Source organism: Candidatus Nealsonbacteria bacterium CG07_land_8_20_14_0_80_39_13 (genome assembly GCA_002779355.1).
Taxonomy (GTDB): Bacteria; Patescibacteriota; Minisyncoccia; order Minisyncoccales.
Map to the genome: position 1 here is coordinate 1 of PEWS01000003.1, position 14,629 is coordinate 14,629.

Consider the following 14,629-nt stretch of genomic DNA (forward strand, 5'->3'; position numbering starts at 1 on the left):
TCAATTACAAATGAGGGATTACGAAACCTTCTAATATATGAAAATCATAATCGTGCTGGGTCCGGCAGGTTCGGGAAAGGGAACGCAAGTCAATCTGCTGGTTAAAAAATTTCATTTGGACTGTTTCGGTAGCGGAGTCGCTCTTCGCGAACGCGCCAGAAAAAGAGATTTTACGGGAAAGAGAGTGCATAATGTGATGAAGGGAGGCGCTTTAGTGCCGAGTTTTATTATTTCTAAATTATGGATGGATGCTTTAGAAAAGTTCAGGAATAGAAAAAGTTTTAGAGGGGTTGTTTTTGACGGAACTCCCAGGAAATTGGGCGAAGCGGAATTTTTTAATGAAGCTTTAAGTTGGTATGGCTGGGACGATAATGTTAGGGTTATTTATATTAATATTTCGGAAAAAGAATCTTTTGATCGTTTGACAAAAAGAAGAATGTGCAAGAAATGCGGGAATATAATCCCTTGGATCGGAGAGTTTAAAAATATGGAAAGGTGCAATAAATGCAATGGCCAATTGATGGAAAGAAACGACGATAAGCCGGCGGCAATTGAAAAAAGAATGGAAGAATTCAGATATGAGGTATTGCCCGTGCTTAATATTTACAGAAAACAAGGAAGGTTGATAGAGGTAAATGGAGAGCAAAGCATAGAAAAAGTTTTTAAGGAGATTTGTGATAAATTAAAAGCCTAAATGGAGTCAGTGAGCATTAAAACAGAAAAAGAAATCGCTGTTATGGCGGAGGGTGGCAAGATCCTGGCCGGGATATTGGAGGAGCTGAAAAAAATGGTCAGGCCGGGAATTACCACTAAGGAATTAGATGAGGTTGCAGAGCAACTTCTTTTTAAATTTGGGAAGCCGTCCTTCAAGGGCTACAATGGCTTTCCTTCAGCTACCTGTGTTTCGGTTAATGAGGAGATCGTTCACACGGTTCCGGGCGAAAGGAAATTGGAAGAAGGCGATATTGTTTCCATAGATATCGGTCTGGAATATAAGGGTTATCATTCTGATATGGCGACAACTGTTGCTGTCGGGAAAATTTCTTCAATAGCGGAAAAATTAATTGAGGCGACCCGCAAGAGCCTTAATATGGGGATAAAAGAAATTAAACCCGGCAATTATCTGGGAGACATCGGCTGGGCTGTCCAGAGATCCGGAGAGAGTATGGGTTTTGGCGTTGTCCGCGATTTATGCGGGCATGGAATCGGGAAAAAAATTCATGAAGAGCCTCAAGTCTTGAATTACGGAAAAAAGAAAATGGGGATGGAGATTAAAGAGGGGATGGTTTTGTGCGTTGAGCCGATGCTTACGGTTGGGGATTATAATATAAAAAAAGCCGGGGACGGGTTTTCCATTAGAACCGCCGACGGGTCTTTATCAGCTCATTTCGAGCACACCATCGCCGTCACTAAAAACGGCCACCGTATTTTAACGTCCTTGTAGGTTAGTAATCGGGGATAATATTTATTGGTTCACCAATTAAAGAGTTAACGAGTTAAAGAGTTAACGAGTTCACGAGTTCACAGATTAGAGTTTCGCAGGGGTCTGACCCCTGTAAATCCTGCAGGGGTCTGCCCCCTGTAAATCCTGCAGGGGTCTGACCCCTGTAGGATTGTCCATTGAATCAGAAATTAATGAGAGTGGTATTGGAGCGAAATCCAAGTGATGAAATCCTTGCCAGCATTCTTAGATACTCAAAAGAAGAAAGCTTAAGAAATAAGGCCGGTGAAAAGCTTTTGGGGTGTTATTGTGGGAAAAGAGGAATTCGACGTATATATCTCGTTTTATGGCTTGGATGAAAGATGAAAAACCAGCGACAGAAGGGATATTTTCACAAGAAGATGAAGGTTATCTTTCCTGTATTATAACAGAGGTTACAGATGAAAAGTTAAAAGAGGCTGCGGCTAGAAAACTTCTATCGCGAGCAGGAATAAGCTATATAGAAAATAGATTAATGGATTTGATTAAAAATGTGAAAAGCGAAAAGATAAGGATCGAAGCAGCGGAGAGGCTTTTGAAATGGGAATATACTAGTAATAAAACGCTTGAATCAATTAAGCCATACATCCAAGATGGAGATACGATAAATAATATTGATCGGAAGATTAATTACCCAAGGGAAAGAGAAGAGATAGTTGAATTACTTCTGAATACAGGCGAATCAAAATTTAGTCATACTATAGAGAATGTCGCTTTTATTACTGAAGGATGAAATTTTCTTTAGTGAATATCAATCTATTGATTTCGGTCGATAGTTTTTTTATTTGGGGATTTGTGCTAAAATACAAATATAGCGTAAAGCGTAAAGCGAAAAATGCAAAACAACAATTCAAATTTCAAAATAGACTTAAAAAACGAGCATATTTTTATGCGTTAGATGTGATTAAATTTATTGATATTTTGAATAAGAAGGATTTTAGCGTTAATATAATAACTAGACAGTTATTGAGGAGCGCGACCAGTATCGGCGCGAACATCATTGAGGCACAAGCAGGAAGCACAAGGAAAGATTTTACTAATTTTTTCAGTTATTCCTTGAAATCAGCCAATGAAAGCAAGTTTTGACTTGGATTATTAATGGATTCAGGAAAGGCGGACAAAGAAAAGGTAGAAAAATTACTTGGAGAAACAGGCGAAATCGCAAATGTTCTTGTCGCCAGCATCCTGACCCTTAAGGGAAAGAATAAGTTTTAAATTTTAAATTGTTGTTTTTAGTTTTTCTTTTTTAATTTTTAATTATTTTGGTTATGTATTTGTCTATAATTATTCCTGCTTATAATGAAGAAAAGAGAATACCATCAACCTTGAAAGAGATTGATCTTTATTTGCGTACACAAACATATGAATACGAGATTATTGTCGTTAACGATGGCTCAAAAGACGGAACAGCAGGAGTAGTTAACGGTTTGATCTCGGAAATAAAAAATTTAAAGCTGATTGATAATAAAGAAAATCACGGCAAGGGATTTGTTACCCGCCAAGGATTATCGGAGGCGAAAGGGGAATATAGATTGTTTACCGATGCCGATAATTCTACCAGCATTGATCAGGTGGAGAAAATGTTGCCTGAATTTAAGAAAGGATATGATATAATCATCGGCTCAAGAGACATAAAGGGAGCAATTTTGATTCCTGCTCAACCGATGATAAGGAGATTTTTAGGCGAAGTTTTCGGATTTCTCACAAATTTTCTCTGCGGAACATGGGGGCTCATGGATACGCAATGCGGGTTTAAAGGGATGACCAAAGGATCGGTAGATAAAGTTATTCCAAAATGCAGAATTGACCGTTTTGCTTTTGACCCTGAAATTCTGGCTGTTTCTAAAAAATTTGGATTTAAAATAAAAGAAATTCCCGTTACATGGAAAAATGATTTAGCGAGCACAGTGAAGTTCAGCGGTATGGTGAAAATGGGGTTAGACTTGCTTAAAATCAGATGGAATTTAATTTCAGGGAAATATAATGACAAAAAGTAAAAAAGAAAAAAATTCTGCGTCGGAGCTCCGTTACGATTTGGTTAATAATGACTGGGTCGTTATCAGCAAGAAAAGAACTAAGAAATGGAGCGAGTTTGAGAACGGCAAAAAAAGAAAAAAAGTTCTAAGCAAGGATTGTTTTTTTTGCCACATTGAAACGCAAAATACCCCAACGCTTATTTTCGCCGGCGGAAAGGAGATTCCTTTTAAGCAGGGAGATAAAATTCCAAAAAATTGGACAACGGTTTGTTTTCCTAATAAATTTCCGGCCTTTGAAGCGGATTTAGAATTGGAAACAAAAAGGGTCGGGAAATTTTTCAGTGTTATGTCGGCGCTTGGTTTTCATGAAGTCGTCGCCACAAGGGACCATAATAAGCCATTGGCTCTTCTGCCGATTGAAAGAGTCAGGGAATTGATTGACGTCTATCAGTCGCGTTATTTGAAATTAATGGAATACGATTTCGTTAATTACATTTTTATTTTTCAGAATCATGGTCCTGAAGCCGGAGCGTCAGTCTATCATCCTCACTCGCAAATTATCACTACTTTTTTAGTTGACCAAGATTTGGCCAAAACAACTTCGCAGGCGAAGGAGTATTCAGAAAAAAATAAGGGATGTATTTATTGCGAAATTAATAAATGGGAAAGAGAACAGAAGGAAAGGGTTGTTTTTGAAAACGAGCATTTTATAGCCATTTGTCCTTTTGCTTATAAGTCAGCTTTTCAGGTAATTATTTCTCCCCAAAAGCACCTTTCTTATTTTGAAAAAATAACCGAAGAGGAAAAAAATGGTTTGGCGGAAGTTTTTAAAAAAGTTTTGACTATGATTTATAAGGGCTTGAATAATCCTTCTTACAATTTTTATCTCCACACGTCTCCCTGCGATGGGAAAAATCACGATTCTTATCATTGGCATTGGACGATTTTGCCGAAGACATATAAGTGGGCCGGTTTTGAGCTCGGAGCAAAAATGGAAATTTTAGGAATCAGTCCGGAAGAAGCAGCCGCTTTCTTACGCAAACAAAAATGAAATATCTGATTGTAGCCAATTGGAAGATGAATCCGGCAAGCTTGGATGAAGCTAAGCGAATTTTTAATTCAGTGAGTTCGGGATTAAGAAAGGTGTCGGCCAAAGGCCGATCCCGCTTCAGCGGGAAAAACGCAGAGGTTGTGATTTGTCCTCCCTTTATTTACTTGCAGGCCGCAACCGAAGGCGGAGGAGGGTTTGCTATCGGTTCGCAGACGTGTTTTTCAAAAGACGAAGGCGCTTTTACAGGCGAAATTTCAGCGAAAATGTTGAAAAATTTCGGATGTGAATATGTGATTATCGGTCATTCGGAGAGAAGGGTAATTCTTAAAGAAACTGACCATATAATAAATAAAAAAATTAAAGGAGCTTTAAAAAGCGGATTGAAGCCGATTTTATGCATTGACAAGTTATCTCAAGTTAAAAAAGGAATTGAGGGACTTTCTCAAGGGCAATCCCAAAAGATAATTTTAGCTTTTGAACCGATTAGCGCCATCGGCACAGGCGAGCCGTATGATATCTCTGATGCAAAAAAAATGAATAATTTGTTTAAGAAGAATTTTCCTAAGAACATTTTGCTTTACGGCGGAAGCGTTGGTTCTAAAAATGCAAAGGATTATATTGAGGCGGGATTTAACGGGCTTTTAGTCGGTGGCGCTTCTCTAAATCCAAAAGAATTTATTCAGATAGTGAATAATTTGAATATATGAAATTGTTTGAGGTCAGGGAAAAATATCTAAAATTTTTTCAGGAAAGAGGGCACAAAATTATTCCTTCCAGCTCTTTGATTCCGGAAAACGACCCAACCACTCTTTTTACCGGTTCAGGCATGCAGCCATTGGTTCCTTATCTTCTTGGAGAACAGCATCCGCAGGGGATGCGCTTGGCTGATTCGCAGAAAAGTTTTCGGGCTGAAGACATAGAGGAAATAGGAGATAATCGGCATACTACATTTTTTGAAATGCTGGGTAACTGGAGTTTGGGAGATTATTTTAAGGAAGAGCAGATTCAGTGGATTTTTGAATTTTTGACTAAAGAAATCGGGCTTAATCCTAAAAATTTATACGTAACGGTTTTTAAAGGAAACGAAGAATTTAATTTGCCCAAGGACGAAGAGTCAGCCGACATTTGGAAAAGAATGTTTTCTTCGGTTGGAATAGAGGCCGGGGCAGACAGGATTTTTTATTATTCTGAAAAAAAGAATTGGTGGTCGCGTCCGGGCGTTCCCTCAAAAATGCCTATAGGCGAACCCGGAGGACCCAATTCAGAAGTATTCTGGGATTTTGGAGTTGACTTAAAGATTCATGAAAGCTCTCCCTATAAAGACGAAGCTTGCCATCCGAATTGCGATTGCGGAAGATTTTTAGAGATAGGGAATAATGTTTTTATGAAATATAAAAAAACAAAAGATGGGTTTGAAGATTTGCCTAAAAAAAATGTTGATTTTGGCGGAGGATTGGAAAGAATAACAGCCGTTTCCAATAATAATCCGGATGTTTTCTTAGCGGATTTATTTGAAATCCCGATTTCAATCATTGAGAAAGTTTCCAACAAAAAATATGACGAATCGGAAAAAACCATAAAAGCTTTTCGCGTTATTTTAGACCACATTAGAGCATCTGTCTTTTTAATTTCCGACGGAGCTGTCCCCTCCAATAAAGATCAGGGATATTTCACAAGGCGCCTTGTCAGAAGGGCGATATGTTTTGGAAATGATATCGGAATTTTAAGCGATATTTGCGCCGAAGTCGGCAGGTCTTTTATTGAAGAATATAAGGAAATTTATCCCGAGCTGGAGAAGAACAAAGAAGCTATTTTAAAAGAATTGACCGGGGAAGAAGATAAATTTAAGATAACGCTGGAAAAGGGACTAAAGAAATTTAACGAGATGCTGGGGAAAAACGGATCAGAAGAAATTTCAAGCCATGATGTTTTTGATTTGTACCAGACCTACGGTTTTCCCTTTGAAATGACCAAGGAACTGGCAAAAGAAAAAGGAATTATAGTGAGCGATGAAGATTTCAAAAAGTGGATTGAGGAACATCAGGAAGTTTCGCGGAAGGGAGCGGAGAAGAAGTTTAAGGGCGGACTGGCTGATTCCGGCGAAGAAACCAGAAGACTTCATACAGCCACTCATTTATTGCAATCTGCTTTGAGGCGAGTTTTGGGAGAAGGCATTTTTCAAAAGGGGAGCAATATCACCTCCGAGAGACTAAGATTCGATTTTTCTTATGGAGAAAAAATGACCGAAGAACGAATAAAAGAAGTTGAAAGAATTGTTAATGAATGGATAAAGCAAGATATAGAAGTTGTCTGCGAGGAATTGTCTTATGAGAGCGCTAAGGAGAAAGGGGCGACGGGCTTGTTTGAAGATAAATATAGCGATATCGTTAAAGTATATAGCATCGGTGATGCGTCTTGTGAGATATGCGGCGGTCCTCATGCTAAGAGAACTTCGGAATTGGGAATTTTTAAAATTATAAAAGAGGAATCATCAAGTTCCGGCATCCGCCGTATTAAAGCAATTATCAGTAAATAATTTAAAGATTATGGTGAAAAAAATATTTGACATATTGCCTCCCCAGAAAATAGACAATTATGTTCCGAAGGAATTAAATGAGGAAAGATTAAAATCGGTTGAAAAAAAAGAGCCGGAAATGCCTTTCCGTAAACATAAAAGAGTCTTTTTGATTTCTAAAAAATATGTCTTAACCGTAATAGCCTTTTTCATGACGATTGCTGTTTTTATTGTTCTCTCCGCTTATTCTGATGCTGAAATTGAGGTTTGGCCGAAGACGGAAATATTGCCCCTGCAGATAAAGGTGTCTTTAGATAAATCTTTGAAGGAAGTTGATTTATCGAACAAGGCAATACCGGCAGAAGTTTCTAAAATAGAAAAAACTGCTTCGGGAATATTCGTTTCATCAGGAAAAAAAATAAAAGAGGAAAAGGCAGCGGGAGTAATCAGGATTTATAATGATTATTCTGTTCAGCAAATTTTAATGGTGGGAACACGGCTTCAGGCTTCGGCGGAAAAATTTCAGCCGTCTTTGGATAAAGGAGAGAATCCCTGGTTTAAGACAAAAGAGAGGATTGTTATCCCGCCGAAATCCCATAAGGATGTTAATGTCGTCGCTGACGCTTCAGGGCCGAAATATAATATAGATGCTTCTATTTTTTCTATTCCCGGTTTGGCCGGATTTCCTCAATATACTTATATTTACGGAAAATCAACGCAGAAATTCGCAGGCGGGGTCAAAGCTGAATTCCCGGAGGTTTTGCAAGGCGATTTAGATAAGGCAGAGAAGGAAGTTTCCGATAAGGCGGTTGCAGAATGTTTAATCGCCGTGAAGGGAGAATTTTCTCCATTAGGCTCGACGCTAAAAGATGAATTGTTCAAAACAAGCATCGTGGATAAATCTTTTTCGGCAACAGCCGGTTCGGAATCGGAAAAATTTAATTATCAGGCGAAAGCCAAATCAGAAGTAATTTCTTTTAAGGATGAGGATGTCAGAAATTTGGTTATGGGAATTATCTCCTCTCAATTGCCGGAGGGGAAATCTATTCATCAGGAAAGCTTGAAAATTGATTATTCAGTAAATAGTTCTGATTTTGGTTTAGGTAAAGCTGTCATCTCGCTGGACGTGAAAGTTAAAATTTATTCCGGCATTGACGAGAAATCTTTAAAAGATTCGCTGAAGGGAAAACCCTTAAATTTAGCAGAGGCGCTGTTAAGGGATAATCCTCAAATTACAAGGGCGCAAGTTAGGCTTTGGCCTTTCTGGGTGAAGAAAGTCGTTGACAACGGCGAAAGAATAAAAGTCAAACTTTTAGTTGACTAATTTTGATATATTTGCTAAATTAAATAATCATCTCTTAGAAAAGAGAAAATTTGATAAATGGAAAAAGAAAAAGGCATTCAAAAGTCGGGATTAATCGTAGAGGCTTTACCAAGCACTAATTTTCGTGTAAAATTAGACGACGGAGAAGAAGCGCTTTGCCATTTATCCGGAAGGTTAAGAAAATTTAAAATAAAAATTTTAACAGGAGACAGAGTTACTGTAGAGTTAAGTCCTTACGATATAAAGCGAGGGAGAATAACATACAGAGGCAAGTAAAATTATGAAGGTCAGACCGTCAACAAGGAAAATATGCGAACATTGCAAAGTCGTCCGAAGGAAAGGGCGAGTTTATATTATTTGTAAGAAAAATCCGAAGCACAAACAGCGCCAAGGATAATTTAGAAAAAATGCCGAGAATTGCGGGAATTATGATTCCTGATAAAAAAAGAATAGAGATAGCTTTAACTTATATATATGGGATAGGGAGTACTTTGAGTGTCAAAATTTTAAACGAAGCTAAAATTGATGTTAATAAAATTTCTTCCGAATTAACACAGGAAGAAATCAACAGGTTAAGGGAAATAATTGAAAAGAAATACAGAATAGAAGGAGATTTAAGAAGGGATTTGATAATGAATATAAAAGAACTGAAAGATATTGCTTGCTGGCGCGGAGTTCGCCACTCAAGGGGAATGCCTACGAGAGGGCAAAGGACGAAGACGAACAGCAGGACAGTCAGAGGCAATGTCAGGAAGACGGTCGGATCAGGCAGGAAGCCGGTGGCAACACCAGCCTAATAAATATAATATGGGGAAAAAAAGAATTATTACAAAAAATGACCCAAAAGAAAAAAAGAAGGAAGAAGGCGCAGGAGTCGCTTCCTCTGCGGGTAAGTCAAAGATCTCTAAGAATGTAAAAGAGGGGATAGTTTTTATTTCTTCAAGTTATAATAATACAATCATCACTTTAGCTGATTCGCAAGGAAATGTTTTGTTCTGGAGCACGGCCGGAAAAATAGGTTTTTCCGGAGCCAAGAAATGCACTCCATTCGCAGCTTCAAAAGTAGCTGAAGTAGTGGCTCAAATAATTGAAAGTTCAGGAATTGAAAAGATAGCAGTAGTTGTCAAGGGCATCGGTCCGGGTAGGGATTCGGCCATCAGGTCTTTTGTCGCCAAAGGAATAAATATAATTTCAATTAAGGATGTTACGCCCGCTCCTCATAATGGTTGCCGGCCGAAGAAACCAAGAAGAATTTAATTTTATGCCAAAATCTAAATGTAAAATTTGTCGAAGGTTAAACGCTAAGCTCTTTTTAAAAGGAGACAGATGCGCTTCTTCTAAATGCGCGATGATTAAGAAGCCTTTTCCTCCGGGACAGAAGAAGAAAAGAAGACCAGACCCTGTCTCTGAATATAACAGGGGGTTAAGAGAAAAACAGAAGTTAAGAAATTGGTATAATTTAAGAGAGCGTCAATTCAGCAATTATGTTAAAAAAGTTCTGGCCAGAAAAAATGCCGCCGAAGACCCGGCCGATTTGCTGATTAGGGAATTGGAGAGCCGCTTAGACAGTGTGATTTTCAGAATGGGTTTTTCAGAATCAAGAATTCAGGCGAAGAAAATGGTTTCTCACGGTTATTTGCTAATCAACGGTAAGCCCGTGAACATCCCTTCGTTCCAAGTAAGCAAGGGGGATGTTATTTCCGTAAAATCTCAAAAATTAGGAAAAGGTGTTTTTAAAAACATTCAGTTGTTGATGAAGAAGAGGCCTGTTCCTAATTGGATTGAGGTTGACGATAAGAAATTAGAAGCTAAAATTAAAGGAGTTCCTACACTCGAGGAAAGCGCTTCTCCGGCGGATATATCAATAATTTTTGGTCATTATTCAAGATAAAATAGAGAGCAAAAATAAATAAAAAAATAAAATAAATTCATGATTTCTTTACCATCTAGTCCGAAAATAGTTAAAAAAGAGGGATCTAAGTCAATTTTTGAAATAGAAGCCCTTTATCCCGGCTACGGGGTTACCATCGGGAATTCTTTGAGAAGAGTTCTGCTTTCGTCTTTATCCGGGGCGGCAATAACTGAAGTGAAGATAAAAGGAACTCCTCATGAATTTTCAACTATCCACGGTGTTTTGGAAGACGTAGTGATGATTATGCTTAATTTGAAGCAAATGAGATTTCGTTTGCTGACGCAAGAATCGCAGACAGCTGTCTTAAAGGTAAAAGGAGAAAAGAAAATAAAAGCCTCTGACTTTAAATTTCCCAGCCAGGTTGAATTGATGAATGAGGACCTTCATATAGCCACCATTACCGAAAAATCAAAAGAACTGGAAATAGAAATAAAAATTGAGCACGGAACAGGCTATTCTCCGGCTGAAGGCAGGAGCAGGGAAAAATTAGAGATAGGAGTTCTGCCCTTAGACGCTTTCTTTACTCCGGTGAAGAGGGTTAATTTTACAGTCAAAAACATGATGGTTGGGAAAAGAACTGACTTTGACAAGCTTACTTTAGAAATTGAAACAGACGGGTCAATTGAACCGGAGGATGCGTTCTATCAAGCCTCTAAAATTTTAGTTGATCACTTTAATATCTTTACTGAAGAATTCGCTCCGAAAGAATCGGAAAAACCGGAAGTAAAAGAAGAAAAGAAATCGGAGAAGAAGTCGGAAAAGAAAAAAGAAGAAACAAGCAAGTCAAAGAAAAAAGCGAAAAAATCAAAATAAAAAAATATGAGGAAGATGAAAAAGGGGAGAAAATTTGGCCGGGAAGGAAACCAGAGGAAGGCTCTGAAGCTTTCTTTTTCCGCCAATTTTATCTTGAAGGGAAAGATGAAAACTACGGAAGCCAAGGCTAAAGAATTTTCTTCTTTTATTGAAAGGCAGATAACCGGAGCCTGTAAGATTATTGAAAAAAGGGATTCGGCCGGCAAAAATTCTCCGGAGAGCCTGCATATAACGAAGGGTTTGTTTAAGGGTTTTTCTTCGGCTGTAGTGAAAAAATTAATTAATGAAATTGCGCCGAAATATAAGGAGAGAAAAGGGGGATACACAAGAGTTATTAAGCTGGGACCAAGGAAGTCGGACGGAGCCAGAATGGCCATCATAGAATTAGTTTAAAACATATGAAAATGGAGACAAAAAGAGAAACGCATATAATTGACGTCGCGGATAAAATTTTAGGGCGATTAGCCGTCCAAGTAGCGGTTTTATTGCGCGGAAAAAATAAAAAAGGATTTGTGCCCAATCTTGACATAGGGGATTTTGTTGATATCAAGAATGTTAAGAAGATTAAATTTTCCGGAAATAAAATAAACCAGAAAAAATACTTCCATCATTCAGGATATCTTGGCGGAGTAAGAATGGTTCCATTGAAAGATCTTTTTGAAAAGAATCCGAAAGAGGTTTTAAGGACAGCGGTTTACGGAATGCTCCCTTGTAATAAATTAAGGGATGAGCAAATTAAAAGATTAAGATTTATATAAAGATGAAAAAAGTTATAACCGAAGAAAAACAGGAAATTAAAGAAAACAGCGAAGAAGGCATTAATGCAGATGCGCCTGTTCTTTCTGTTGCAGAGGAAAAAGACGTTGAAAAAGAAGTGAGCGTCGCTAAAAGACCGGGTTATTTTAACGGCATCGGCAGAAGAAAGACTTCAACGGCCAGAGTCAGGCTTTCAACTCAAGGAAATAAAGAAATTTTGATCAACAAAATGCTTCTTGGGAAGTACTTCCCTGATCCGAATCTTCAGGGGATAGTAACATCTCCTTTAGGGTTGATGAAGTGTCTTGATAAGTTCAATGTGACGATAGTTTTGAGGGGAGGGGGCGTTCACAGCCAAGCTGAAGCTGCGCGACACGGGATATCAAGGGCATTGGTCCTTTTTAACGTTGAGTTTAAAAAACGTTTGAGGAAAGCTGAATACCTGACCAGAGACCAGAGAATGAGAGAAAGAAAAAAATTCGGACTGAAAAGAGCCCGTCGCGCCCCTCAATGGGCAAAAAGATAAAATGTTAAAGGAGCATATAGATCAGTTTTATTTGGACAGCCAAAAAGAGGACAAAGAACGGCATTATTTTTACGTTACCGACGCCGGAAGATGTCCCCGGCTGATTTTTTTTAGGTTTAAAAACGCGCCCAGAAAAGAAATGGAAGCCCAGCTTTTGAGGATGTGGGACCACGGCGATTCCATTCACCGCCTTATTATGAGGTCGTTAATCAGTATGCGCGATATTCATGTTGTTGCCGCTGAAGTGAAAACAGCTCCTCAAGAATTAATTTCCGGACGGGCAGACGCTATTATCAGCGACGGCAAAGATCTTTATGTTCTTGATATAAAAAGCATTCACAGTATGGCTTTCAGCAAGAATTTAAGGGAGCCGAAAAAAGAGAATATTGACCAAATTCAGCTCTATATGCATTTCTTTAAAATAAAACAGGGTATCTTGCTTTATGTAAACAAAGACACCCAAGAGCTGAAAGAATTTATTTTAAAGTATGACGCTAAGAGGGCGAAGGGAATTTTGAAAGATTTGAGTTCGCTCAAGAAGGAAATTGATTCCTGCGTTGTTCCTTCAAGAAAAACGTCCTTTTCCAAGGATTGGCAATGCAGATGTTGTCAGTTTAAGGAAATTTGCAAGATGGCAGGGGAGAAATCAATTGACTGGGAAGAGTTTAAAGGGAAATTGGGGTTTATTCAGTAAGAGGTTGCGACTGATAAATAGCTCCATCTCGCAGAATATATAATCGGTCTGTTTTTTCCAAATAGATCATTTTTGAAGGGTTTTTATCTGAAATTTCTATTATATTTATCTTGTCTCTGGGGTCAATTTCAGCTATTTTTATTTTTCCTCCGGCGTTAAAAATTAAGTAATCATTTTTAAGCCATAAGCAATTTTCTATTTTTTCCGAGAGGCGGAATAGAAATGTTTTTTTTAATTCTCCTTTCTCTGCGGAGAAAAGCCAGAGTTCTGAACCGGAAGAAAGGAATGCCTTTTGGGAATCAGGGGATATTTCCAGGGAATTGTTTGAATCGGAAATTTTTTCAGAATCGTCGGCTTCATTTTTTAAAAAATATAAGGTATCGTTTTCTTTATAAAAATAGCCCAATTCGTCTATGTAATACTTATCCGCGTCGGGGGAACCGGGGGTAAGGATATTTTCGCCAAAAGTCGTTTTGATGAGTTCAGCATTGTTGCCTAAAGCTGGAAAAGTTATTTCTTCAGGGAAGAGAATGACATTTCTGATTTTCGTAACTTCTTTTTCCCTAACTTCCAGATTTTTTTCCCAAGAATGGAAGCCCTGTTTTCTCATCTCCACCTTATATTTCTTGGGCAGAAGTTCTCCGACGAAAAATGTGTCGGAGAATAGAGATCCGCTTTTTCCGGCTAATTTTCCGTCCAGATAAACCTCAACAGACTTTAGAGGAGTTATTACTGCCAAGCCGCCTGTTTGAACAATTCTTTTTCCGCCGGCCGGTGGATCAAAATCAAACCTATATCCCTGGGAATAGAGGATGATTAAGGGAGCGAAGATGATAAACAGGAATAAACAGCTTAAGAATAAAATATTTCTGATTTTTTTCGTCATATATAAACCGCTGATTAACACTGATTAACGCTGATTAACGCTGATTAACGCTGATAAGCTAAGCTAAGCTAAGCTAAGCTAAGATAATTATAATTCTTCTTGACAGGAAAGCCAAGTAGTGATATTTAAAAGATATGGTTATTATGAACCTTTAAAATATAAAAATAAAATAATAAAAAACACAAAATGGATGATAAGAAAAAAGGAGGCAACGATGGCAATGGAGAAAAAGATGCCTTAGAAAAGGCGAGAGAATTATTAAAAGACAAAATGCCGGATCAGGCAATTGCTTATATCAATAACAATAAGGAAAAATTAACCGGCGAAGATATTTACGTCGGCCAAGGGATAAAAGGTATGGCATTTATGGAAAAAGCCTGCAATGTGAAGGTTAATGGCAAAGACGATAAAGCCGGCAGAAAGCAGAAAAAGAGTTTTTTCAATACGGCTACAAAATGCTTCGGGGCAGCCAGCAGAACAACCGATCAAATAGAAAGAATTAGCTGGTTAAAAAAACAAAAAGACGCGCTTTTGGTAACAGGGGAAATTACAAAAGCCCTTGAGGTTCTTGATAAAATTATCAGTTTCTGCGATAATTTTGCTAAGAAAGAGAAAGAAGATTTGGAGCTAAAAATCACATCGGCCAAAATCAATGCCATGGTCGCCAAGGAGAAGGTAGCGCAGGAAGACAAAAGG

Annotated in this window: 21 protein-coding genes; 20 read left to right on the forward strand and 1 reads right to left on the reverse strand. The window is 38.2% G+C overall.

The annotated features are described in order from the left end of the window. Positions 1 to 37: 37 nt before the first annotated feature. The 19 genes from COS96_00195 (at position 38) to COS96_00285 (ending at position 13,047) form a co-directional block, all read left to right on the forward strand. Positions 38 to 694 (forward strand): hypothetical protein, encoded by a 657-nt coding sequence (locus COS96_00195; protein ID PIU44191.1) that lies wholly within the window; start codon positions 38 to 40, stop codon positions 692 to 694. Continuing rightward, positions 695 to 1,444 (forward strand): type I methionyl aminopeptidase, encoded by a 750-nt coding sequence (map, locus tag COS96_00200; protein PIU44192.1) that lies wholly within the window; start codon positions 695 to 697, stop codon positions 1,442 to 1,444. A 343-nt stretch (positions 1,445 to 1,787) separates the two neighbouring features. Then, positions 1,788 to 2,213, forward strand: coding sequence for a hypothetical protein (locus COS96_00205; protein PIU44193.1), 426 nt, complete (start codon positions 1,788 to 1,790; stop codon positions 2,211 to 2,213). Beyond that, positions 2,210 to 2,566, forward strand: coding sequence for a hypothetical protein (locus COS96_00210; protein ID PIU44194.1), 357 nt, complete (start codon positions 2,210 to 2,212; stop codon positions 2,564 to 2,566). Before COS96_00205 ends, COS96_00210 begins: the two co-directional genes overlap by 4 nt. A gap of 182 nt (positions 2,567 to 2,748) precedes the next feature. Then, the gene (locus COS96_00215; protein PIU44195.1) at positions 2,749 to 3,477 is read left to right on the forward strand and encodes a hypothetical protein; all 729 of its coding nucleotides are present in this window, start codon (positions 2,749 to 2,751) and stop codon (positions 3,475 to 3,477) included. Beyond that, positions 3,464 to 4,507, forward strand: a complete 1,044-nt coding sequence (gene galT / locus COS96_00220) for a galactose-1-phosphate uridylyltransferase (GenBank protein ID PIU44196.1) — start codon at positions 3,464 to 3,466, stop codon at positions 4,505 to 4,507. The genes COS96_00215 and galT overlap by 14 nt, the downstream gene beginning before the upstream one ends. Continuing rightward, a complete protein-coding gene (gene tpiA / locus COS96_00225) occupies positions 4,504 to 5,214 on the forward strand; it encodes a triose-phosphate isomerase (GenBank protein PIU44197.1) in 711 nt (236 codons plus the stop codon). The genes galT and tpiA overlap by 4 nt, the downstream gene beginning before the upstream one ends. Then, positions 5,211 to 7,043, forward strand: a complete 1,833-nt coding sequence (locus tag COS96_00230) for an alanine--tRNA ligase (protein PIU44198.1) — start codon at positions 5,211 to 5,213, stop codon at positions 7,041 to 7,043. The genes tpiA and COS96_00230 overlap by 4 nt, the downstream gene beginning before the upstream one ends. A gap of 10 nt (positions 7,044 to 7,053) precedes the next feature. Then, positions 7,054 to 8,346 (forward strand): hypothetical protein, encoded by a 1,293-nt coding sequence (locus COS96_00235; protein PIU44199.1) that lies wholly within the window; start codon positions 7,054 to 7,056, stop codon positions 8,344 to 8,346. A gap of 57 nt (positions 8,347 to 8,403) precedes the next feature. Further along, positions 8,404 to 8,622, forward strand: a complete 219-nt coding sequence (locus COS96_00240; GenBank protein ID PIU44200.1) for a translation initiation factor IF-1 — start codon at positions 8,404 to 8,406, stop codon at positions 8,620 to 8,622. 4 nt (positions 8,623 to 8,626) lie between these two features. After that, positions 8,627 to 8,743, forward strand: coding sequence for a 50S ribosomal protein L36 (locus tag COS96_00245; protein ID PIU44201.1), 117 nt, complete (start codon positions 8,627 to 8,629; stop codon positions 8,741 to 8,743). A gap of 10 nt (positions 8,744 to 8,753) precedes the next feature. Further along, entirely contained in the window at positions 8,754 to 9,143 is a 390-nt protein-coding gene (locus tag COS96_00250) for a 30S ribosomal protein S13 (GenBank protein ID PIU44202.1), read from the forward strand. Positions 9,144 to 9,153: 10 nt separating this feature from the next. Beyond that, on the forward strand, positions 9,154 to 9,603 hold the full coding sequence (locus COS96_00255; GenBank protein ID PIU44203.1) for a 30S ribosomal protein S11: 450 nt from the start codon (positions 9,154 to 9,156) through the stop codon (positions 9,601 to 9,603). Beyond that, complete coding sequence (locus COS96_00260; GenBank protein ID PIU44204.1) at positions 9,548 to 10,237, forward strand: 30S ribosomal protein S4; 690 nt, start codon at positions 9,548 to 9,550, stop codon at positions 10,235 to 10,237. Before COS96_00255 ends, COS96_00260 begins: the two co-directional genes overlap by 56 nt. Before the next feature lie 39 nt (positions 10,238 to 10,276). Next, positions 10,277 to 11,071, forward strand: coding sequence for a DNA-directed RNA polymerase subunit alpha (locus tag COS96_00265; protein PIU44205.1), 795 nt, complete (start codon positions 10,277 to 10,279; stop codon positions 11,069 to 11,071). A 6-nt stretch (positions 11,072 to 11,077) separates the two neighbouring features. Then, complete coding sequence (locus COS96_00270; GenBank protein PIU44206.1) at positions 11,078 to 11,464, forward strand: 50S ribosomal protein L17; 387 nt, start codon at positions 11,078 to 11,080, stop codon at positions 11,462 to 11,464. A 5-nt stretch (positions 11,465 to 11,469) separates the two neighbouring features. After that, positions 11,470 to 11,829 (forward strand): 50S ribosomal protein L13, encoded by a 360-nt coding sequence (rplM, locus tag COS96_00275; protein PIU44207.1) that lies wholly within the window; start codon positions 11,470 to 11,472, stop codon positions 11,827 to 11,829. Positions 11,830 to 11,831: 2 nt separating this feature from the next. Beyond that, entirely contained in the window at positions 11,832 to 12,353 is a 522-nt protein-coding gene (locus tag COS96_00280; GenBank protein ID PIU44208.1) for a 30S ribosomal protein S9, read from the forward strand. Between the two features lies 1 nt (position 12,354). After that, positions 12,355 to 13,047: a hypothetical protein gene (locus COS96_00285; GenBank protein ID PIU44209.1), complete on the forward strand. Its 693-nt coding sequence runs from the start codon at positions 12,355 to 12,357 to the stop codon at positions 13,045 to 13,047. Here the strand turns inward: COS96_00285 and COS96_00290 are convergent. Beyond that, the gene (locus tag COS96_00290) at positions 13,037 to 13,933 is read right to left on the reverse strand and encodes a hypothetical protein (protein ID PIU44210.1); all 897 of its coding nucleotides are present in this window, start codon (positions 13,931 to 13,933) and stop codon (positions 13,037 to 13,039) included. The two genes, COS96_00285 and COS96_00290, sit on opposite strands and share 11 nt — an antisense overlap. Before the next feature lie 186 nt (positions 13,934 to 14,119). Here COS96_00290 and COS96_00295 point away from each other — a divergent pair. Next, the coding region (locus COS96_00295) for a hypothetical protein (GenBank protein PIU44211.1) at positions 14,120 to 14,629 on the forward strand (510 nt) is incomplete at its 3' end.

Coding starts and splice junctions, on each gene's coding strand:
- COS96_00195 (PIU44191.1), top strand. CDS start 38: ATGAAAATCATAATCGTGCTGGGTCCGGCAGGTTCGGGAAAGGGAACG.
- map (PIU44192.1), top strand. CDS start 695: ATGGAGTCAGTGAGCATTAAAACAGAAAAAGAAATCGCTGTTATGGCG.
- COS96_00205 (PIU44193.1), top strand. CDS start 1,788: ATGGCTTGGATGAAAGATGAAAAACCAGCGACAGAAGGGATATTTTCA.
- COS96_00210 (PIU44194.1), top strand. CDS start 2,210: ATGAAATTTTCTTTAGTGAATATCAATCTATTGATTTCGGTCGATAGT.
- COS96_00215 (PIU44195.1), top strand. CDS start 2,749: ATGTATTTGTCTATAATTATTCCTGCTTATAATGAAGAAAAGAGAATA.
- galT (PIU44196.1), top strand. CDS start 3,464: ATGACAAAAAGTAAAAAAGAAAAAAATTCTGCGTCGGAGCTCCGTTAC.
- tpiA (PIU44197.1), top strand. CDS start 4,504: ATGAAATATCTGATTGTAGCCAATTGGAAGATGAATCCGGCAAGCTTG.
- COS96_00230 (PIU44198.1), top strand. CDS start 5,211: ATGAAATTGTTTGAGGTCAGGGAAAAATATCTAAAATTTTTTCAGGAA.
- COS96_00235 (PIU44199.1), top strand. CDS start 7,054: ATGGTGAAAAAAATATTTGACATATTGCCTCCCCAGAAAATAGACAAT.
- COS96_00240 (PIU44200.1), top strand. CDS start 8,404: ATGGAAAAAGAAAAAGGCATTCAAAAGTCGGGATTAATCGTAGAGGCT.
- COS96_00245 (PIU44201.1), top strand. CDS start 8,627: ATGAAGGTCAGACCGTCAACAAGGAAAATATGCGAACATTGCAAAGTC.
- COS96_00250 (PIU44202.1), top strand. CDS start 8,754: ATGCCGAGAATTGCGGGAATTATGATTCCTGATAAAAAAAGAATAGAG.
- COS96_00255 (PIU44203.1), top strand. CDS start 9,154: ATGGGGAAAAAAAGAATTATTACAAAAAATGACCCAAAAGAAAAAAAG.
- COS96_00260 (PIU44204.1), top strand. CDS start 9,548: ATGTTACGCCCGCTCCTCATAATGGTTGCCGGCCGAAGAAACCAAGAA.
- COS96_00265 (PIU44205.1), top strand. CDS start 10,277: ATGATTTCTTTACCATCTAGTCCGAAAATAGTTAAAAAAGAGGGATCT.
- COS96_00270 (PIU44206.1), top strand. CDS start 11,078: ATGAGGAAGATGAAAAAGGGGAGAAAATTTGGCCGGGAAGGAAACCAG.
- rplM (PIU44207.1), top strand. CDS start 11,470: ATGAAAATGGAGACAAAAAGAGAAACGCATATAATTGACGTCGCGGAT.
- COS96_00280 (PIU44208.1), top strand. CDS start 11,832: ATGAAAAAAGTTATAACCGAAGAAAAACAGGAAATTAAAGAAAACAGC.
- COS96_00285 (PIU44209.1), top strand. CDS start 12,355: ATGTTAAAGGAGCATATAGATCAGTTTTATTTGGACAGCCAAAAAGAG.
- COS96_00290 (PIU44210.1), bottom strand. CDS start 13,933: ATGACGAAAAAAATCAGAAATATTTTATTCTTAAGCTGTTTATTCCTG.